The 20154-nt window shown below is 26.7% G+C and carries 26 protein-coding genes and 1 tRNA gene; 17 read left to right on the top strand and 10 right to left on the bottom strand.

All coding sequences use genetic code 4. From position 1 onward, the window contains the following. Positions 1 to 7 precede the first annotated feature (7 nt). The 4 genes from tapR to ACR82Z_RS01135 all read left to right on the top strand — a co-directional run bounded on the left by tapR (position 8) and on the right by ACR82Z_RS01135 (position 3714). Positions 8 to 586 carry a TyrS-associated PheT N-terminal domain-related protein TapR gene (gene tapR / locus ACR82Z_RS01150; protein WP_435130070.1) on the top strand — a complete coding sequence of 193 codons (579 nt, stop codon included), beginning with the start codon at positions 8 to 10 and terminating at the stop codon, positions 584 to 586. Next, the gene (gene tyrS / locus ACR82Z_RS01145; protein WP_435130067.1) at positions 586 to 1821 is read left to right on the top strand and encodes a tyrosine--tRNA ligase; all 1236 of its coding nucleotides are present in this window, start codon (positions 586 to 588) and stop codon (positions 1819 to 1821) included. The genes tapR and tyrS overlap by 1 nt, the downstream gene beginning before the upstream one ends. A gap of 138 nt (positions 1822 to 1959) precedes the next feature. Further along, positions 1960 to 2616 (top strand): LemA family protein, encoded by a 657-nt coding sequence (locus ACR82Z_RS01140; protein ID WP_435130064.1) that lies wholly within the window; start codon positions 1960 to 1962, stop codon positions 2614 to 2616. 9 nt (positions 2617 to 2625) lie between these two features. After that, the gene (locus ACR82Z_RS01135) at positions 2626 to 3714 is read left to right on the top strand and encodes a hypothetical protein (protein ID WP_435130061.1); all 1089 of its coding nucleotides are present in this window, start codon (positions 2626 to 2628) and stop codon (positions 3712 to 3714) included. 15 nt (positions 3715 to 3729) lie between these two features. On the opposite strand, the gene ACR82Z_RS01130 is transcribed toward ACR82Z_RS01135, so the two are convergent. Next, positions 3730 to 4605 carry a MurR/RpiR family transcriptional regulator gene (locus ACR82Z_RS01130; protein WP_435130059.1) on the bottom strand — a complete coding sequence of 292 codons (876 nt, stop codon included), beginning with the start codon at positions 4603 to 4605 and terminating at the stop codon, positions 3730 to 3732. A 116-nt stretch (positions 4606 to 4721) separates the two neighbouring features. Between ACR82Z_RS01130 and ACR82Z_RS01125 the strand changes: the two genes are divergently transcribed. Beyond that, complete coding sequence (locus tag ACR82Z_RS01125; protein WP_435130056.1) at positions 4722 to 5186, top strand: hypothetical protein; 465 nt, start codon at positions 4722 to 4724, stop codon at positions 5184 to 5186. Between the two features lie 183 nt (positions 5187 to 5369). Here the strand turns inward: ACR82Z_RS01125 and ACR82Z_RS01120 are convergent, their stop codons facing one another. The 4 genes from ACR82Z_RS01120 to ACR82Z_RS01105 are packed head-to-tail and all read right to left on the bottom strand — an operon-like array spanning position 5370 to position 6547. After that, positions 5370 to 5594, bottom strand: coding sequence for a transposase (locus ACR82Z_RS01120; protein ID WP_435130053.1), 225 nt, complete (start codon positions 5592 to 5594; stop codon positions 5370 to 5372). Beyond that, positions 5579 to 6004: a transposase gene (locus ACR82Z_RS01115; protein WP_435130050.1), complete on the bottom strand. Its 426-nt coding sequence runs from the start codon at positions 6002 to 6004 to the stop codon at positions 5579 to 5581. Before ACR82Z_RS01115 ends, ACR82Z_RS01120 begins: the two co-directional genes overlap by 16 nt. Further along, positions 5986 to 6351 carry a transposase gene (locus ACR82Z_RS01110; RefSeq protein WP_435129228.1) on the bottom strand — a complete coding sequence of 122 codons (366 nt, stop codon included), beginning with the start codon at positions 6349 to 6351 and terminating at the stop codon, positions 5986 to 5988. The genes ACR82Z_RS01115 and ACR82Z_RS01110 overlap by 19 nt, the downstream gene beginning before the upstream one ends. Beyond that, positions 6284 to 6547 carry a transposase gene (locus ACR82Z_RS01105; protein ID WP_435128564.1) on the bottom strand — a complete coding sequence of 88 codons (264 nt, stop codon included), beginning with the start codon at positions 6545 to 6547 and terminating at the stop codon, positions 6284 to 6286. Before ACR82Z_RS01105 ends, ACR82Z_RS01110 begins: the two co-directional genes overlap by 68 nt. Positions 6548 to 7086: 539 nt before the next feature. Between ACR82Z_RS01105 and ACR82Z_RS01100 the strand changes: the two genes are divergently transcribed. Continuing rightward, the gene (locus tag ACR82Z_RS01100; RefSeq protein WP_435130047.1) at positions 7087 to 7734 is read left to right on the top strand and encodes a hypothetical protein; all 648 of its coding nucleotides are present in this window, start codon (positions 7087 to 7089) and stop codon (positions 7732 to 7734) included. Positions 7735 to 7761: 27 nt separating this feature from the next. Here ACR82Z_RS01100 and ACR82Z_RS01095 read toward each other — a convergent pair whose 3' ends face one another. The 3 genes from ACR82Z_RS01095 to ACR82Z_RS01085 form a co-directional block, all read right to left on the bottom strand. After that, the gene (locus tag ACR82Z_RS01095; protein WP_435130044.1) at positions 7762 to 9198 is read right to left on the bottom strand and encodes an MFS transporter; all 1437 of its coding nucleotides are present in this window, start codon (positions 9196 to 9198) and stop codon (positions 7762 to 7764) included. 29 nt (positions 9199 to 9227) lie between these two features. After that, entirely contained in the window at positions 9228 to 10025 is a 798-nt protein-coding gene (locus ACR82Z_RS01090) for an alpha/beta fold hydrolase (protein WP_435130041.1), read from the bottom strand. A gap of 133 nt (positions 10026 to 10158) precedes the next feature. Beyond that, positions 10159 to 11574: an MFS transporter gene (locus ACR82Z_RS01085; protein ID WP_435130038.1), complete on the bottom strand. Its 1416-nt coding sequence runs from the start codon at positions 11572 to 11574 to the stop codon at positions 10159 to 10161. Between the two features lie 343 nt (positions 11575 to 11917). Here ACR82Z_RS01085 and ACR82Z_RS01080 point away from each other — a divergent pair, with 343 nt between their 5' ends. The 7 genes from ACR82Z_RS01080 to ACR82Z_RS01050 all read left to right on the top strand — a co-directional run bounded on the left by ACR82Z_RS01080 (position 11918) and on the right by ACR82Z_RS01050 (position 15580). Then, positions 11918 to 12109 carry a hypothetical protein gene (locus ACR82Z_RS01080; RefSeq protein ID WP_435130035.1) on the top strand — a complete coding sequence of 64 codons (192 nt, stop codon included), beginning with the start codon at positions 11918 to 11920 and terminating at the stop codon, positions 12107 to 12109. A 53-nt stretch (positions 12110 to 12162) separates the two neighbouring features. Further along, the gene (locus tag ACR82Z_RS01075) at positions 12163 to 12423 is read left to right on the top strand and encodes a hypothetical protein (RefSeq protein ID WP_435130032.1); all 261 of its coding nucleotides are present in this window, start codon (positions 12163 to 12165) and stop codon (positions 12421 to 12423) included. A gap of 36 nt (positions 12424 to 12459) precedes the next feature. Then, the gene (locus ACR82Z_RS01070) at positions 12460 to 13104 is read left to right on the top strand and encodes a hypothetical protein (protein ID WP_435130029.1); all 645 of its coding nucleotides are present in this window, start codon (positions 12460 to 12462) and stop codon (positions 13102 to 13104) included. A 266-nt stretch (positions 13105 to 13370) separates the two neighbouring features. Then, complete coding sequence (locus ACR82Z_RS01065; RefSeq protein WP_435130026.1) at positions 13371 to 13643, top strand: hypothetical protein; 273 nt, start codon at positions 13371 to 13373, stop codon at positions 13641 to 13643. Next, complete coding sequence (locus ACR82Z_RS01060; protein ID WP_435130634.1) at positions 13597 to 14127, top strand: transposase; 531 nt, start codon at positions 13597 to 13599, stop codon at positions 14125 to 14127. Before ACR82Z_RS01065 ends, ACR82Z_RS01060 begins: the two co-directional genes overlap by 47 nt. A 32-nt stretch (positions 14128 to 14159) precedes the next feature. After that, the gene (locus ACR82Z_RS01055; RefSeq protein WP_435130023.1) at positions 14160 to 14378 is read left to right on the top strand and encodes an IS3 family transposase; all 219 of its coding nucleotides are present in this window, start codon (positions 14160 to 14162) and stop codon (positions 14376 to 14378) included. 104 nt (positions 14379 to 14482) lie between these two features. After that, positions 14483 to 15580 (top strand): hypothetical protein, encoded by a 1098-nt coding sequence (locus ACR82Z_RS01050; protein WP_435130021.1) that lies wholly within the window; start codon positions 14483 to 14485, stop codon positions 15578 to 15580. Positions 15581 to 15848: 268 nt separating this feature from the next. On the opposite strand, the gene ACR82Z_RS01045 is transcribed toward ACR82Z_RS01050, so the two are convergent. After that, positions 15849 to 15922 (bottom strand) — tRNA-Gly (locus ACR82Z_RS01045). A 127-nt stretch (positions 15923 to 16049) separates the two neighbouring features. Between ACR82Z_RS01045 and ftsY the strand changes: the two genes are divergently transcribed. Beyond that, positions 16050 to 17093 carry a signal recognition particle-docking protein FtsY gene (gene ftsY, locus ACR82Z_RS01040; RefSeq protein WP_435130018.1) on the top strand — a complete coding sequence of 348 codons (1044 nt, stop codon included), beginning with the start codon at positions 16050 to 16052 and terminating at the stop codon, positions 17091 to 17093. Then, positions 17086 to 17310: a sigma factor-like helix-turn-helix DNA-binding protein gene (locus tag ACR82Z_RS01035; protein WP_435130016.1), complete on the top strand. Its 225-nt coding sequence runs from the start codon at positions 17086 to 17088 to the stop codon at positions 17308 to 17310. Before ftsY ends, ACR82Z_RS01035 begins: the two co-directional genes overlap by 8 nt. A 31-nt stretch (positions 17311 to 17341) precedes the next feature. Here the strand turns inward: ACR82Z_RS01035 and ACR82Z_RS01030 are convergent, their stop codons facing one another. Next, positions 17342 to 17557, bottom strand: a complete 216-nt coding sequence (locus ACR82Z_RS01030; RefSeq protein ID WP_435130013.1) for an MAG6790 family protein — start codon at positions 17555 to 17557, stop codon at positions 17342 to 17344. A gap of 146 nt (positions 17558 to 17703) precedes the next feature. On the opposite strand from ACR82Z_RS01030, the gene ACR82Z_RS01025 reads away from it, so the two are divergent. After that, the gene (locus ACR82Z_RS01025; protein ID WP_435130010.1) at positions 17704 to 19437 is read left to right on the top strand and encodes an LppA-related lipoprotein; all 1734 of its coding nucleotides are present in this window, start codon (positions 17704 to 17706) and stop codon (positions 19435 to 19437) included. Then, on the top strand, positions 19424 to 20152 hold the full coding sequence (locus ACR82Z_RS01020) for a class I SAM-dependent methyltransferase (protein ID WP_435130008.1): 729 nt from the start codon (positions 19424 to 19426) through the stop codon (positions 20150 to 20152). Before ACR82Z_RS01025 ends, ACR82Z_RS01020 begins: the two co-directional genes overlap by 14 nt. Positions 20153 to 20154 lie beyond the last annotated feature (2 nt).

The following is a 20154-nucleotide window of genomic DNA, read 5'->3' as shown; positions in this document are numbered from 1 at the left end:
GTTAAATATGATTATATGTAATAATTTAAATAAGTTTTTTTCTAATACATCTATTATATTCGTGGATGCAAAAGTAGTTATAAATAAACAAATTAGAACACAGAATGCAATATTTTTTATAGATTCGCAAAACAATGTAAATTCAATTAATCTGCTTGATAATAAGTTGCTTGATATTAAGGAAAATCAAAGTTATTTTACTTTAAACACAGAGCAAAAAAGTATATTGATGCAAATTGCTAAAACAGAAGGTCTTGTTATAAAAGATGAACAAAAATTTATTTATGGAGAAATTATAGAAAGAAATAATCATCCTAATAGTGATAAATTATACATTCTTAAAATAAATATAAATAAAGATAAATTAATTCAAATTGTAACAAATACAGCTGATTCACAGGTTGGTAAAATAGTAGTTTTAGCACTTCCTGGAACAGTTATTAATGATGGTAGCGCTGTTTTATTAAGCAAACTTTTAGATGTCGAAAGTTTTGGGATGTTATCGGGTTATAAAAGCCTAGGATTAAATGGTGATGGTTTAATTTTTGGAACTAAAAACGATATCGGAAAGGACTTTGAATTTTAATGAAAAATATATTAAAAGAATTAAATAATCGTGGTATCTTAAAACAACATAGTAATATTGATAAATTTAATAATTTAACTACAAATGATGCTGTATATGCTGGATTTGACCCTACTGCAACTAGTTTGCATTTAGGTAATTATCTGCAAATTTTAACCTTACTTCGTATGCAAAAAGCAGGATGAAATACTATTGCAATCCTAGGTGGTGCTACCGGGATGATTGGTGATCCTTCGTTTAAAACCAGTGAAAGAAAACTACTTGATGAAAAAGAATTAATAGAAAATAAAAATAAAATCAAAATGCAGCTTGAACATTTTGGATTATATGTAGTAGATAATTATGAATTTTACAAAGATATGAATTTAATTAGTTTCTTAAGGGATGTAGGAAAATTAGTTAATGTAGCATATATGTTATCAAAGGATTCAGTTGCTAATAGAATTGAAAATGGATTAAGTTTTACTGAATTTTCTTATCAATTAATTCAAGGATGAGACTTTATTCGTTTATATCAAGATTATAATGTAAAAATTCAAGTAGGTGGTTCTGACCAATGGGGAAATCTTTCAACTGGATTAGAAATGATTTCAAAAAAAATAGGAAACGATCATCAAGCATTTATTTTTACAACTAACTTATTAACAGATGAAAAAGGAAATAAATTTGGTAAATCAACTGGTGGTGGAAGTTTATGACTTGATAAAAATATGACTAAACCTTATGATATGTATCAATTTTTATATAAGCAACCAGATAGTCAAATTGAAAAACTTTTAAAATGACTCACATTTTTATCACTTGATGAAATCGATAATGTTATGCAAAAACATATTAAAGATCCAGCAAATCAATATGCTCAAAAGGTTTTAGCATACGAAGTTATAAAAGACATCCACAGTGAAAATGATGCTAAAATATCGCAAGCAACAAGTGAAATTTTATTTAATAAAAACTTTGATATCACAACTTTATCAATAGATATAATCACTTCTTTAAAAAATCAAATTCCTACTTTAACTGTTAAAAAAAATAACAATATCATAGAATCGTTGATTGAAAAAAAATTAGTTCACTCAAAACGTGAAGCTCGTGAATTTATTGAAAAAAAAGCAATTAAATTAAATAATGTTGAAGTGAATTTACAAACAACTTTTCAATCCAAGCTTTTTGATGGGAAGTTTGCTTTATTACATATCGGTAAGAAAAAGGTATTTTTGATAGAAATTCATTAGAATTTACACATTTTTTTCTTCTAGTAAAAGAGAATTGCCTTACAAAAGTCTCTGCAAATATTTGCTTTGACTTTTTAAATTTTTATGCAAATTTTGTATAATATAACAAGTTATTATGACAAATAAAGAAAGGACAATATGGCAAATTTAGTTAATAACAGAGAAGCACATCATCCAGATGGATTTCAACCAAATGTAGATTCAAGACCTACTGCTGCAACAACATCAACAGCATCAAAGGTAATTTTCTGAATCCTTGGAATTCTTCTTCTATTTAGTGGTGTAATTTATTATTTTGTAAAAAGAAATAGTTTTAATAGAATGCAATTACAAACAAATGAATCGGCTTCAACCATTGATGTGTTCTTAACACAACGTTATGACACATTAAACAAACTTGTTGAAATTACAAAAAGTTACAGCAAGTATGAAAATGAAACACTTACACAAATTGCAAAAATGAGATCATTAGTAAGTCAAGGTGGAGTTGCTAATGCAAATGAAATCGAAAAGCTTAACACAAGTGTTTTCGGAAGATTGATGGCAGTTTCTGAAGCATATCCAGAACTAAAAGCAATGGATGCTTATAAAGAATTAATGAATCAATCAACATATTTAGAAAGAGAGCTACAAGCTGCAAGAAGACTATATAATAAAGATGCTAACATCTTTAATAAAGAAATTTTCTCATATCCTGCTTCAATTATTGCGGCAATGTTAAAGCTTGAAACTCTTCCTTTATATGCAGCATCTGAACAACAAAAACAAGATGTTTCAATGAAAGGTTTATTTTAATAATAAATAGTGAGAGTTGTTCGCGATTATCAAAAGTTTGCTGATTATAAAAATAAAGCAGACGAAAAACTTCTACCAATTGTTACAACAGTAGTAAATAACATTCTAACTCCCGAAGTAATGAATGAATATAAAAAAGCATTTAAAAAATTCTGAGTATCTCTTTTAAGTACTATTATACCTGGTGTTGTATTCTTAATAATCGGTGCCATTATTATCAGTGTAGTAAGTAATGGTTTTATTCCTTTTTTTGTTTTTTTAATCTTATTCATTATTTCTATTCTAATTGGTGTTATTTTAGGTGCTGTCTATTGAAGAAAATTTTATCGTTTTAGGGTTAATTTAGCTCATGTATTAAAACAAAACTTAAACCAAGAAGCACTATATGTTGAATCATTTAATATCCTTGATGACGAAATGGATTATATACCAACAGAAGAAAGCACTGACTTTAAAGAAGCATTTAGACATTGTCAAGTTAGCAAAAAGGATTTACATAGATTTACAGTTGGTATTCCTGGTGGGGCATATATATCAGAAGTTAAAGAACCAAAACATTGTTTATTAATGAAACACTATCCACTTTCTCTTATAAATGTCCACTGAGTTTATGAAAGAAGAGATAGTAAAGGTAATCTAACTGAAGAAAAACATTACTATACCGGTATGCTTAAAATAGATACAAGATATCTTGAAGATAAAGCAATGGTATTTACATTAATGGTTGGAAAACTTGCTAGTGGTAGTGGTTTACAAAAAATTCAAATGGAAAACAAAGAATTCAACAAGTATGTTGCACCAATGATAAACGATAGATTTAAAGCCACAATGATGTTTACACCATTATCACAAGAATTAATGCTTAAGCGTCTTAAAGATACCCAAGGTTCAAAAATTAAAAGATTTAATGTTTTTTCTACTGGAGATTTTATCTACTTAAACTATAATGTTGATTTTGGGTTTATGTATCTTAATGTCCCACTTCGTTTAAAAAACAAAGAAATAGTAATTAATAAAATTTATAACGATCTATTAATCGACACTTATACTTTATACTATATGCTTTCATTCATTAACATTCCAATTTACTTACAATAAAATAAGGTTTGCACCTTATTTTTTATTATCCAATAAATTATTTCAACTACTAATATAATCATTAATCTGCGAAAAGATTTTCTTATTTTTATCTATTTTTACTGATAAAAATGAATAAATAATATCACAAAGCATAAAATAAGAAATCTTTGAGCCTAGCACTCCAATACGATACTTTTGCTCAAGCGAATCAACATACAATAAATTCAACGAATGATTGCTTTGTAAACTCTGATTCTTTGTTCATACAGAATATGGAATATTATTTGTTTCTAAGAAGTTTATAACAAATTTTATTTCTAAAGTTGTTCCTGATTTAGATATCACTGTTACATGCACTTTTTTAAGTTGCAGCAATGAATTAAAGCTTAAAAAGGTATGTACATCACTACAATATAAAACATTAAATCCTATTTTTCTTAAATTATTAGCAAAATAAGCTGATATCATACCAGAATCACCAATGCCAAAAAATAGATTAATTTTGTATTCTAATAATGTGTTAATATACTTATAAATATATTTATTATCTAAAAACTTATTTACACTTTTTTCAATTGAAAACATATAATGTGATTTAATATTAGAAATTACATCTGATAAATTTTCGCTTGATTCATTATTATTTCAATCAATACGATCATCTAAATATTGCAATCTTGCTGAAATATAGATTCTTATATCTTGAATATTTCTAAAACCTAATATTTTTGAAATACGAGAAATAGTTGCTTGTGACACATCAAGCTTATCAGATAATTGCAAAGTTGATAATTCTAAAAAACCATTAGGATATAAACTAATAAAATCGGTTAATTTTATCAATGATTTTATATGTTGATTTGATGTAATTATTTGCTTTAGATTATTATCAAAAATTTCTTTTTTCATAGGTAAAAATAATTATAAATTTTGCTTATAAAAATGCAAATTATTTTTGTGTTTTAAAGTAGGACGCCGGGGTGGTACCACCCCGGCGATTTTTTTGATAAAAAAGGAGTAAAAATATGGCAAAACACCTAACTCACGAACAATGAAAGTTTTGAATCGAAAAATATCAAAGTTGTAAATCTAAAATTGAAGTAAATATTTTTTGAATTGAATTTTGCAAAATTAGAAATACAAAATTAACAAAAGAAGTAATTAAAAATTTCAAAAATAAGATAAAAATATATAATTTAAATATGAATTTATGCAGCAAGACAGGAAAGTCTTTGAAGAAAAATAAAGGTGTCGGAAGAAAGAAAATTAAGTTAAACATTAAATACGATGAACTGAATAATTACAGCAAAGAGTTTGTGATAGAAATTTTGAAAATTTTTACTGAATCCACAAATAATGAAATCGATTTAGATGAAGCAATTTCAAAAATTAAGAAGTTAAATTCTTATGTTTCGTTAAACAAAATTCTTTACCTTTTAGGTATTTCAAGAACTAGTTATTTCAGATGAAAGAAACAAATGACATTATAAAAATTCTTGTGTATTTTAATAAAATCTAAGTTATATCCTATAAAAGGTAAGTAGTATATATAATAGCATCTTATCAGAAAAATTTAAAAATTTTTTTGAAAAACCCGCAAAATAAAGCGAACAAAAGTAATCTTTTGTTCTTTTGCTTTATATTTTGCAGGTTTTTCAATACCAAATCGAAGTTTAACCAATATTTCTAAATCCGTTTGTTGCTCTAAAACTTCTGTCAATATTTCAGTTATCAAAAATATGTGCTAAAAGCAGTGATAAACTTTCCATACTAGGAAATGAAACTTTTCTTTTTAAAATCAATTTCATATTCGAGTTTAAGGATCTGATTGGATTTGTTGTATAAATAGATTTACGCTTTTCAGGTGGAAAATCAAAAAATGTTAATAAATTTTGCATTTGCAAAAGATATGAGACTTCTTTTTGTAACCTTTTATAGTTCATTTTGATACAAAGTTTTCTAGTTCTTTTTGTGCTTCAATTATATTACTTCGTTTTGCAATCAACATAAAATCATTAGAAATTTCTTTACGATCAGAAACCCTTACTTTAGACACAATATTTCTTTGAATGTGTATAAGACATCTTTGAGTCTTAGATTTTGGAAAAATTTCATTTACAACATTTTCTAAACCAGGTAAACCGTCAAAGACAAAAATTTCAACTTCTTCTACACCTTGTTCCTTGATTTTTAGTAATAATTCTCTAAAAATTCCTTTGTTTTCATTTGGACAAATTTCAAAGTTTAGCACTTGCTTATAACCATTTTCGTCAATTCCCATAACGATATTTATAGACTTCCTTTGCATAACTTCCTCGTTTGATGGAAAAGTAAGTAGAATCAAGAAAAATTGCTTGAAATTTCTTTGGTAGACTTTCTATTTTGGAATTCATCTACCTTTTCCTTTGTAGTAGTAAAGATATTAGAAATTGTTTGTCTTGACATTTTTATGTCTGTAGAATTCTCAATGAAATCAGTGATTTCTTTATAAGAACCACCTAGTTTGCAAAAGGACATTATCATCTGAGTAAGATCATCACTTCTTCGACTATATCTGGTAAATAATTTACTTTTAATTCTTCCTGCTCTATCTCTTGGAACATTTAGCAATGCTTTTCCAATAGGTGTATCTAGTGCTTCTTGTATAATAACCATTTCGTGTATTTTTCTTTTCATATTTAGAATTTTCAAATTCAAATTTTAAGTTCTCATCAAACTCTTCTTTTAAGATTGCATTCATTATATTAGTAATGATATCTCTTGAAAATTCTGCTACGAATTTAAACCCATTTTCTTTTATTTCATTAATCTTTTCTGAAATTAACAAATTTTTTGATATAATATCTGTCATGTGTTCTCCTTTGTTTTATTTCACATACAATTTTAAAGGAGTTTCACTCTTTTTTAATATTTTTTAAAAATCTTTTTTTGTGAAGATAACTCAGTTATGAATACACAACTTTTTTTAAGGTCCCTGCAAAATATACATTTGAAGAAATAAGAAGTGTTAGAAAAAACTTAGAGGATATAAAATTGTGAGAAATAATCGAAAAAATCAGCAGGGAAATAGATAGATTTAATCAAGTTTTTATCGAAAAACTTGATAATATTATATATGCAATACAAAATATTCGTATTGTGCATACGCATAATACATGTGTTACTCATAAACATTAATATATATTAAATTGTAACCTATAAATGTCAAATAAAAGAAAAACAAATTCCCTCAAAGTAGATGAAATTTTGGATGAATATTTTTTCTTCTGTAATATCGATAAATATTATAATTATTTAAGAATTAGGAAGATACATATATCCTTAAAAATTGTAAATATTATTTTGTGACTTTTATTTTTTGCTTGCCTAATAAATTTATCAATATGACTTTTGTTTTATTTAATAAAATTTCCAAAATGAAAATATCAATATATTATTAGATCATTAATTTATACATTCTTCTCTCTACTAATTATAAAATATATATTTAGTTTAGTTGGTGGACATTTTAAATTTTTATATCGGAGTTTTATTTATTCACATAAAGGTTATAAATCATTTTGAGATGGGTTGGATAACACTTATATAAAAAATAAGATTTTAGAAAATATGACTGGATTAAATTATGTTAAAGCAAAATTCGATTTATATATTAAAAGAAGAAAATTTATATATAAAAGAAACATTATTTTTAAAACCATTTGACTTATTATTTTATTATATTGCTCTATATCACTTATAGTTATTTATGACCCATATTATAATATTCTAGGTATTTTAATGTACCCAACAATTTTTAAGCTTTGAATATTTTTACTTACATTTGGTATTCTTGTCGCATCTGTTATCGTTATATATTTCATTTTTATAATTAATGATGTCGCATTCAATATAAATGACACTTTTGAAAAATGAATTCAAAATAAATATAAAGATTTCTTTATAAAACAAAAGCACGATGAAGAACAAGAACAAATAAGAAAAAGATATGAAGAATATTTGAAATGAAAGCGTCCATCAGAAGATGAAAAATTATAAAAACTTCCTATTTAAGGAAGTTTTTTGCTAATTTACTAATTCTCTTCATTTAAAATTAGTTTTACCAAGTTTTTTAAGTTCTTTGATATTAGAAATAAATACTGCAATACCTGCTAATAAACCAACTAATGCGATTGCTAATGCAATACTGATAATAATTCTATATCCTTGTAAACTAGTATGGAATCCGTTATATGGTGTGTATGCTTTTCCGATAGCTGATGACATTGGATAAAATCATGCATCTAATGAGAAACCAATAAATGACATAACTCCTACTGATGAAGTATAACTACCTTTTTCAATATGGATTTCATTAAGTTGAGCATATCTTAGTGTTGCCATAGCTCATGTTAGTGAACCAATAAACATAAATAATAGAATACTTAATACAATAATTAAGGTATTAGCATTTTGAATGTATCCAATCAAGATAATAACAACTATAGAAGCGATTGCTAATCCTGTCGAAATTACCAAGAACATAATATATGAACGTGTCTTATCTGCTCAACCACCAATTACTCAAGAAATAAAGATTCTAAATCCATATGAGATAATTCCAGTTAAAATAAATGAAATTCACCCTGGTGCCCCATATTCATTAACCAGCATTTGTAAAACATAATAAGGAAAAACAGTTTGGAAAGTGTACATTCCCATTAAAAACACTGATAATGCTCATAGTTTTCAATTCTTAAGTTTCTTAAATCCTTCTTTTAAAGATGCTTTAAATTTTACTCAAGAAAACTTTTCTTTTGGTTTGTTTGGATCTGCTACGACTTTTTCTATTGGTCGTTCTGGAACCAAAACCATTACTAAAATTGAAACTAAAATCAAGAATGCTACTACAATAAAGATATAAACAGCAAATGGAACACCTGATGATGGAACTTGGTTTTTGCTTAATTTTCCAATTCAGAATGTTGCAATTAAGAATCCTAATGCTCAAATTAAAATAAATCCGATGATTCCGTTAAATGAACTTTCTAATCCGTATGCATATCCTTGATTTTCTTTTTTAGCTTGTTGTGACACAAGCTTTCATAACGGACTTCAGAACACCAATGTCGATGTTACTCCTCAAAGTCCCCATATAACTGCATATTGTGCAAACAATGAAGCTCGCAATGTTGCTGTTTGCTGATAACTTCTTTGATTAAGCAACAAGATCGCAAACCACACTGCGATAATTGCTGTCGAAATAATAGCAATAAACAACAATCATCTGGAACTAAATTTGTTTGCTAAGAATCCGCCTGGAAGTTGGGTAACTAAAGTAACTATCCCGATGATTGCGATTAATATTGCAACTTGATCTTCACGAATACCTAAATATAAGTTAAAGTTAGGAATAATATTTTTAAGATAGTAAGGTACTGCTATCACAAAAACATCAGCTGCGGCAAGAATAATTAATGCAACAATTTGCTTTCAGGTAAATTCTTTTAACCTATTTAGCATTTTACTCCTTTCTAATTTTATAATGAATTTTATTTAGTTAAATAAAATTCAGATAGAATGCTAAAGTATTTAACAAAGTCTTCTAAAAATGAAACATGTCCTGTATTTTCAATAACTTTAACTGTAACATTTTTAGCGTGTGCTAAAAAGTATGTTTTTGTTTTTTCACAATTAATAATCATATCATTTGATCCTAAAACCAATAATGTAGGAACTTTAATACTTTCGATTCCTGCTTCAACAGCATTGTGTAAACTTTCTTCAGCAAGTGAAAAACCTAGTTTCATTACATGTGGGTTGCTTGCTGCGCCAGATTCAAAATATGCTCTTTGTTGTGCCTCAACACTAGGGTCTTGTAATGCTTGTAAATACACAGGTGATAAAGCACCTAACAGTGTCTTATATTCATCAAAGGTTTGTGGAGCAAACAATTTAAAGAATTCTTCTTTGCGTTCTAATAAAGTTTTATTCATTGGTGAGACATAAATCATTTTAGCAAATAATTCGGGTGCTTTTTTGTATGCAAGTGAAATGGTACCTCCACCCATTGAATGTCCGATTAAAACTACATCTTTTAAATCGTTATCTTTAATGAATTTAATTAATAACTCTGCAAATGAATCAACACTTACTTCATCATCATTTTTAGGTTCAACCATATTGTTACCTGGAAATGCTAATGCATAGTAATCACTAAGTGTTCAGTGCTTCATAAATACATCGTGTAGTTCTGGATTTGAGTTAAATCCATGAATGAATATAATTGGATTTTTTGGTTGATTATTATCCTTAACAACTAATGGATAATCATATTTTAATGTTTTCATAATCTCCTTTATAATTTAAATAACACATTTATGGAAATGTTTTTATAATAAACATAATTATTATACATTTTTTTAATAATTAGGTTGTTTATAACTAAAAGAAAACTAGGTTAATAACCTAGCTATTAAAATACTAATTTTCAAGTTTTCTTCATTTGTAATCTGTTTTACCAAGTCTTTTAAGTTCCAAGGTATTGCTTAAAAATACTATTACACCTGATAAAAATCCTAAGAATGCTACTGATAAAGCAACTAAGATAATGATACGATATCCTTGTAAACTCGGATTTGGTGCCCCTTCGGTTGTAAAATGTTTTCCAATACCGGCTAAAATAGGTGAAAATCAAGCATCTGATGATGAACCAATAAATGACATAATACCAACCGATGAAGCATAGGTTCCTTTTTCAATATGAACTTCATTAACTTGTGCATAACGTAATGTAGCCATCGCTCACACACAGGTCCCAATTACAACAAATAATAAACTACTAATTCCAATTACCACAAAAGAACTTTTTATATATCCTATTAAAATGGTTCCTGCAAGCGAAATAAGTGCCAATGTAGTAGCGATAATTAAAAATAATGTATATGAACGGCTTTTATCTGCTCAGATTCCAACTATTCAGGAAATGAAGATTCTTAACACATATGCTATCAAACCAGTTAGTATCAATACCAATGTTTGGGGTGCATGATACTCATTTGTCATCATTTGCAGAGCATAAAATGGAACCACCGATTGGAAGATGTACATTCCCATTATAAAGAAAGCTAATGCTCATAATTTTCAATTACGAATTGATTTTCAAAATGAAAATAATGATGATTTAAATTTTGCATATGTAAATGGTGTTTTGGGTTTATTTGATTTTTCTCTTGGTTTTTCAGGAACAAAAAATAAGGTAAGCACAGCAATTGCTAATAAAAATACTGCTAAAATAAACACAAAAACTGAAAACGGTACACCTTGATTGCTTGCTGGATTTTCTTTAACTACTGGGTATCATAATTTAATAAATAAAAACAATAACACTCATACAAAAATAAATCCAATAATACCATTAAATGAATTAACTACTCCATATGCAATTCCTTGATTTTCCTTAGTTGCTTGTTGTGAAACAAGTTTTCAAAGTGGTGCTCAAAAGATTAGTGTAGAACTTATACCTCATAATCCTCAAATAATTGCATATTGTATATATAATCCTTCATTATTATCATAAGTATAATTTCCAGTAGTCATTAATGCAGCCCCGAATCAAAATGAAATCAAAGCAGTAGTGACACAGGCTCCAAATAACAGTCATCTCGAACTATATTTGTTTGCTAAAAAACCGCCTGGTAGTTGAGTCAATAACTTAACTATACCTATAATTGTTATCAAATTAGCAAGTTGATCCTCACGGATACCTAAGGTTTGGTTAAAGTTTGGGATAATATTTCTAAGATAATACGGAATTGCAATAACAAATACATCAGCAGCAGCTAAAATCGTTAATGCTATTCATTGCTTAGGGGTGAATGATTTAAATCTCGCAAACATATTTTCCTTTCTTGTAAGAAAATAACATAATTTTATGTAAATGTTTCTATATATGCAAATAAAATTATATAGTATTTTCGAATATGTAAGATTTTTTGAGTTGATTATAATTAAAATTATGCAAAAACATTGCTTTGTGGTATTTTTTTGCATAATTTTAAGGTGTTTCATTTCTTTTGATACCTTGTTTTTAAAACGAATTTTAAAACCAAAACAAACACATAATTTTTGAATATAAATCTACCTTATACGTTTGTAACTATGTAAAGTTTTGAATAATATTTCAGAAATTTTTGAATATAAATCTACCTTATATGATATAATAAAGAAACTAAGGAGAAATATGACAATTAAAAACAAATTATTCTTTATTTCTTCAAGTGTTTCCACATTAGTACCAATTGCTTTAGTTGTATCTTGCAATTCAGGAAATCATAAAACTGGTGATGAAGCAAAAAGAGAAGTAGCAGATCAAATATTAAATAACTATGAAAATATTTATAAGAACAATAATACATTATCTTCATTAGTGTAAGTGGAGTTTCTTTTAGTATCGATGCTGAAACTAAAGAAGAAGTAAGAACAGAAGTGATAAAAGATTTAGCTGGCAAAGATGATGCTTTTGTGCAAAAACTTATTGAATATCTAAAAGATACAAAAGAAGCTACATCAGCTTATATATCAGGAAATACAACAAATGCAGCAAGTGGAGTAAGTAAACTTCAACAAAAATACGGGAGCGATGCTGTTCAACTTATGACAACAATATCTAATATATATCTAAAAATTACTCCAATTATCACTAAATCACTAACCAAAAATATTTCTGGTAGTTTGAATTTAGGGTAAGTAAATTATAAATATTACTATTTAAATAAGGAAAATATGACATTAAAACGAAAATTTATTTCTTCTTTTACTGCTGCTTCTGTTATAATACCTGTTGCTTTAACAGTTGCCTGTGCTCCGATATACAATAGTCAAGAAGCAAGTAAAAAGTCACATCAAGGAACTACAAACGAAGAAGATATTAGACAGATCGCTAAAAATAATGAAAATATTAATGTTATAAAGCAGAACCTTGCTCAAAAATTTACTACATTAATAACATCACAAAGTTCTAGTATTAATAATTCATTAGGTATTCATATTTCTTTTCCTGCTGACTTAACTAATGAAATGAAACAGGCTGCTCTTGAGGGGTTACAGCAAGTTAACGATATTAATGAATTAAAAAGATTGGAATCTTTTATTGAAGATACCAAAAGTTTATCTCATAAAATTACTTCTTCTGCTTTAACAGGTAATATTGACCTTAATAAAATTCAAAATGAAGCAAACGCTTTAGAGAAAAAACATAACACACCCGAAGATAAAAAAACATTAGAACTATATTTAAACATTATCTCTAAAATGAATTCAAGGGTGTCTCAATGAGCAAGAAGTAAATCAAACTCAATCCCTAATACTTACTCTAATATAAATAATTATGGTTCATATGGTTCAAATATTTATGGTTTAGATTACTAAAGTAGGACGCCGGGGTGGTACCACCCCGGCGATTTTTTTGATAAAAAAGGGTAAAAATATGTGCAAAACACCTAACTCACGAACAATGAAAATTTTGAATCGAAAAATATCAAAGTTGTAAATCTAAAATTGAAGTAAATATTTTTTGAATTGAATTTTGCAAAATTAGAAATACAAAATTAACAAAAGAAGTAATTAAAAATTTCAAAAATAAGATAAAAATGTATAATTTAAATATGAATTTATGCAGCAAGACAGGAAAGTCTTTGAAGAAAAATAAAGGTGTCGGAAGAAAGAAAATTAAGTTAAACATTAAATACGATGAACTGAATAATTACAGCAAAGAGTTTGTGATAGAAATTTTGAAAATTTTTACTGAATCCACAAATAATGAAATCGATTTAGATGAAGCAATTTCAAAAATTAAGAAGTTAAATTCTTATGTTTCGTTAAACAAAATTCTTTACCTTTTAGGTATTTCAAGAACTAGTTATTTCAGATGAAAGAAACAAATTAATTTACCAAAACCAGAAGCCTAAAAATACTTCTGATGAAGAACTTGTTATTAAATCTTTCAAAGAAAATAAAGGTTTATATGGTCGTGTAAGATTATCGATTTACATCTACAAAAAATATAAAATAAACCTAAATTACAGGAAAATAGGGAGAATAATGAACAAATTTTCTTTAAAATGTCTCGTTAGACAAAAGAAAAGAAAAAAAGAAAAAAAGGATATAAATGTAAAATTTATCGATCTTGTGCAAAGAGATTATAACGGTGAAAAGAATAACATTGTTTCTATAGATGTTTCATATATTACTGCTCCAAAAGATTCAGAATCAAATCATTTATATTTATCAGTTGCAATACATCACAAAACAAAAGCCTGTTGTGTCTTGAAACCTTTCAGAAACAAATGACACAAAACTTGTTATTGAGCTACATTTCAAAAATTCATTTTAAAGATAAATGAATACTTCATTCCGATCACGGATATCAATATTCTTCAAAAGAATATATAAAGTTAACACAAAAATTAAATGCTCAAATTTCAATGTCACGAATAGGAAATTCACTAGACAACAGAGAATCAGAATATTTCTTTTCTGTTATAAAATCAGAATGCTTAAATTTATACAACTTAAATAAATTAACATTTAACGAAATTTATCAATTAATTGATGAATATATAAATTTTTATAATAAAATTAGATTCCAATCAGTTTTAAATTGGAAAACTCCACAACAATGTTGGAGAGAATTCAATTTTTAACAAAACACATTTTTAGTACCACAAAAGTGTCCATGTTTATACAGGTAAAAAACTGTTTTTTATTTATAAAAAGTAGTATTATATATAAGTATTCAGAGGTTGTAATGTCAACTAAAAAGAAGTTATTTTGAATTACTACATCAGTTATTTCTGCTGCAACAACATCAGCAGCAGTTATTTTTAGTATAAATTCAAATAACGAAAATAATTTTATTACAACAAAGACAAATATTTTTAATGATAAAGGAACTGGTGTTAAAAAAGACGATGAATCAAAAATGAAAGATTCAAAGGCTGATATTATCAAAAATCCTAAAAATACCGAAAACCATAAACTTCCTGATTTAGAACCTATTAATAAAAGACTAGAAGTTAAATTTACAACCAGAAAGGAAAATCTACTTGCTCAAATAAGTAGGACTTTACAACAACAGCTTGTCTCATACCAAGCAAATATTAATAATGAATCATCAAAAGATTTTTTAAGTGAAATTCACAGCAACTTAGTAAACTTAGAACCAAAAAATGTGGATAACTTAGTTAAAATTTGAAACAAATTAATTACTTTTATCAACAGCACAGAAGTTAAGACACCACAAAATCTAAATGATGAAATCACCAAATTAAAGCAAGAATACAATAATCTGTATAAACAAGAATTTGAAGTATTTGAGAATATTATAAGCAAATATAATGTTATTATTTCTTTAAAATATAAAGAGCAACAAAAATTACACAGTTTTCCTGTCGTTCCAGTTAATCCTATTAGTGATACTAAACAAAAAAACCCAAAAGATAATAAACAGATAAATAAAATAACAAAAAAATTACACGAAGAAAACATCAAAGAATTTATAAATGAGTATTTAATCTTTAGAACTTATAACCATCTAGAATTACTTAAAAATTATAAAAATCAAATTTTTATTACATTTATCAAAATTATTAAACAACTTGATGCAAATGATGTTGTTTTAAAACAAGCAATATTGCTTATGAAAGAAATTTCAAATAATATTTCAAAAGTGGCCGATTCAAAAGATGCGGATTATAAAAAGAAAGAAAATGCTATTTTAGTTAATCTAGTTCAAAAACACCAAGAGGCATTTTTATTCTTACAAAAAATAAATCCTATTTATTCCAAAATAGTTAAAATTATTAATGAAAATCAGAATCCAAAAGATATAGACAAAATAAGTTAGATGAATTTAATCCATAGTTATAACTATGGATTTTTGTAAAAAATGAGATTTTATAAAATTTATCAACTTATTATGTTGTTTATTATATAACTAAGAAGAAAAGATTAATATAAAGTAAGACGCTGGGTTGGTACCACAACGGTGTCCTACTTTAGTGAATTTGGACAATAAATTGATATCAAATTATTGGTAAAGTTATATAGGCTGCACATATGTGAAGTTTTTAAAAAAATAACAAGCAAACTTGTTATTGGTCAATTATTTGAAATGGAGCGAGTAAAGGGAATCGAACCCTCATAGTCAGCTTGGAAGGCTGAAGTTCTGCCATTAAACTATACTCGCATCTTTATTTGCTATTTAATTATAGCACTAAGGGTTTTTTTTCAAAGAAAAAAATTATTTATTTTTTTAACTTGCTTTTTGTTAAAATATTTATATATTATCTATTATACATAATTTTAGGAGAATAATGGGCTTTTTTAAGAATTTAATCAATAAGGTTTTTAAACGAGATAAAAAAACAATTGAAGAAAAACAGCAAGAAATAGAGATCCAAAAACAAAAAGAAATTATTAATAGTGAAAAATTTAGAAAATACGAAAGTGGCCTTTCAAGTAGTTCAAATTTTGGTAAGCAACTTCTCGAGATTCAAAATCGACATTTAAAAATTGATGAAGATTTTTTTGACGAATTAATGGAACTTTTAATAATGTCTGATATCAATTCTTCATTAGTTGATGTTATGCTTGAAAGAATTAAAAAGGAGGTTAAAACCAATAATATCGATGATCCAAAGCTTATTGGTGAAATAGTTGCTGATCAAATGTTTTTAATTTATACAAATGATTCAGTAACTAATACACAATTAGATTATCAAGACAACAGGCTAAATGTGTTTATTTTTGTCGGAGTAAATGGTTCTGGAAAAACTACTTCAATCGCTAAGATTGCTTATAAATATATAAATGATGGTAAAAAAGTATTAATCGCTGCTGCTGATACATTTAGAGCGGGTGCTGTAAATCAATTAGGAATTTGAGCTGAACGCATTGGTGCTGATATTATCAAACCAACTAAGAATGGTGAGGACCCTGCTTCTGTTGTTTATAAAGCATTAGAGAAATCAAAAAATGAATCATACGATTTATTAATCATTGATACTGCTGGACGCTTACAAAGCAAGGTAAATTTAATGAAAGAATTAGAGAAAATGGTTGGCATCATCAAGAGATTTGAACCATCAGCTCCACATGAATCATTGCTTGTTTTAGATGCAACTACAGGACAAAACGGATTATCACAAGCAAAAAGTTTTAAAGAAATTGCTGATTTAACTGGTATTATTTTAACTAAAATGGACGGAACTTCTAAGGGTGGAATTGTTTTATCTATAAAAGATGAATTTGGTTTATCAGTTAAATATGTTGGTTTAGGTGAAAAACTAACTGACTTACAAGAATTTGATTTAGAGTTATTTATCTATCAGATGACTAAGGATTTAATTGATGTCTAAGAAGAGTTTAGAAAATTTAACAAAATACAGTAAATTATTTGAAAAATATCGTAATTTTTTAACACAAAATCAACAACAACTGTTTCAGTTATATTTTTATCAAGATCTCTCGTATGCAGAAGTTGCTGAAATTGTTGCTACAACCAGAACATCAGTTTATGATACAATTAAACATACCATACAAAAACTTGATAAACTGGAAGAAAAAATGCATTAAAAGCAAGGAAGTTCCCTTGCTTTTATGATATTTAAACTGTTTTAATAACTACTTCTTTTGAATAATGTTCGCCTTTAAGGTTATCTCTTTCAACATGAATAATTTCAATTTTTTCATTTCCTTGTGTATGCAAGCCATGTTTTTGTCCACGACGGAAACCTTTAATTAAACCTTCTAATTCTTCTAATGAATTAGCTTTTGCAATGACTTCATTGCTAGATAATAATTTTGCTTTGTATTTATACATTTTATCTCCGTTTCTATGTATATTATATTATATCTTAGCAAAGATTGGATTTATAACAACAAATAATTAAGATAATTTAACTAAGATTACGAAAATAATATGAAAATAAAATTTTTGTTTGTGTAAATATAATATAGAATTTATCTATGAAAAAGAATAAACGAATATTTTGATTACTATCATCATTAGCAACTGCTCCTATTTTAGCAGTTGCTTGTGCTAATAAAACACAAGAAAAACCAAGAAAAGAAATTAAAGAAACTCCGATTGAAATAAAAAAACCTGTCGATACACCACCTAATCAGCAACACAGCAATCCATCAAAAATACAAGGTAATCCAGAAACTCATGAACCAAAAAATGATGAATCATCAACTCCTAAACCAAAAAACCCAGTTTCAGATAGTCAACAGCAGCAACAACAACCAATTGATAAACCAGAGAACGATGAGACTTCAAAAGATGTTAAAACACCAGATAACTCAGAAAACAAAACTAATACCGATTCAAGTAAGCAAAGCGAACAAGAAATAAGAGAAATCCAAAAGCACCCTGATACATCTAAAACTAACCCACAGCAATCAATAATGAAAAATGATTTTTCTGATGTTATAAACTTACAAAAAAATATCACTATAACTAATGCAAACAAATTCTATAAAGAACACGATTCTGCTGCTGCATGATTAAGATTAAAAGCTGAAAAAAGCAATTTACTTAGCATACTAAATATTAATAATGAACTACAGAATAAATATAATGTAGCATTTACTGATACAAATAATGATTTTTATACAAACCAAAATAATGGAACAATAAATAATATTGCGTTAACATTTACTACTAAAAATCCAAATATTGAAGAAAAAACTTTAAGATTCAATATAAATGGTTTTAAAGTAAATAATTCTACATCAAAAACAAACCAAAAAGAAAGTTTTTTAAGCAAAAAAACACTTACTGATAAGGTAACTAGACTCTTTCCATCGTTGCTTGCATATATGTTAATGTATACAGAAGATCCAAATAAATATAATGAATTACAAATGCAGGCAAAAGAAGGTGAAACAATTATTAATTTTGAACAACTATTTAATAAAAATACTAGCTTATTTACAAATGGTGTGGCTTCCTTAAATGATTCATTAAAAACACAGTTTTTAGAAAAAAATAAATCATTAGAAAACTTATATGAATATAAAATTACAGGTGTTAAATTCAACGATGAAGCAGGAACCTTAGGAATTCAAGTATTAATCGAAAATCAACATGATAATCATTCAAATGAAGCAATTATTAATCAAGAATTTGAATTTAACGGTTTAAGAAAACTACAAAAAGATGTTAATATGCAAAACGATATAGTTTCTTACTTTATTACAGCAGCAGACCTAACATCAATTATTACACAAAATAATAAGTTAAAACAAACAATTGACAAACATAAAAATCCTAGTGCAGATATAGATATCACAAGTGAAATAGGTGATATGCAACTTGCTCTTATCACTAAAAAGATATTTGATAAATTATTAGTTGATGTAGCTGATCCATTAGATGCATATAAAGTGACGTATGCTTCATTAAACACTAAAAATTACATCGGTTTACATCAAGGATTTGTGTTATATCCATACATTAGTAGACTTAATCAAAATATAAATAGTCCCACATCTGATAAAACAATTCAAAATATGAAAGTTATAATTAAAAAATCAACTACAAATGGATACAATGTAACTTTTAATTTTGATGTTATCACACCTATAGGAGTAAGAAATTCATATAGTGATCTTTCTGATAACGGCTATGATGAAGAAAAAAATATTGTTCATCACGTAATTGGTTCAGTAAGATTGGATGCACTTGAAAAACGCTAAATCTGTCTTTTCAAAAAATACTAGTATTTTAAAATATTCGTTAGCTATTACTAATGTAGGTTTATGAACATCTGAATTAGATTTAGTTAATAAGTGATTTAGAAATAAGCAAGAAAATTTACTGGATTTAGGTTGTGGAGCAGGTAGAACATCATTTAATCTACAAGAATTAGGATATCAAAATATCTATGCTATTGATATTTCAAAAGAAATGGTTGATACAGCATTGCAAATAGCAAAATCGCTCCCTAATAATACAATTCGATTTAAATATATGGATGCTTGTGATTTAATTTTCCCAAACAACTTTTTTGAATATGCTTTCTTTTCTTTTAACGGTTTTATCGGAATACCATCTGAAAAATCTCGTATTCTGGCATTAAAAGAAATTTATCGTACATTAAAACCAAACGGAATCTTTATCTTTACAGCACACCTAAGAGATGAAGAAAAATATAGACAAAGATTAAAACTAGAAAACATTCAACAAACTCAGGAATTTAAAATTGAAAGCAAAGGAGACTTAATTTTTAAAAACGAAGATGGTTTTTATGATTTCTTTCACCTTTATAATAAAGATGAACTGGTTAATTTGCTAACTGAAAATGGTTTTGAAGTCATTTCTACAATAAATAGAGATGAAAGTTATAACGAAACAAAAGAAGTTATAGAATTTGCTGATAATACTTACTTTTGAATATGTAAAAAAGTTTAAAC

Source organism: Mycoplasma sp. 6243 (assembly GCF_051200785.1).
Classification (GTDB): Bacteria; Bacillota_I; Bacilli_A; order Mycoplasmatales; family Metamycoplasmataceae; genus Mycoplasmopsis.
Note: the sequence above shows the minus strand (reverse complement) of the source record. Positions and strands in the feature narration are given on the sequence as shown.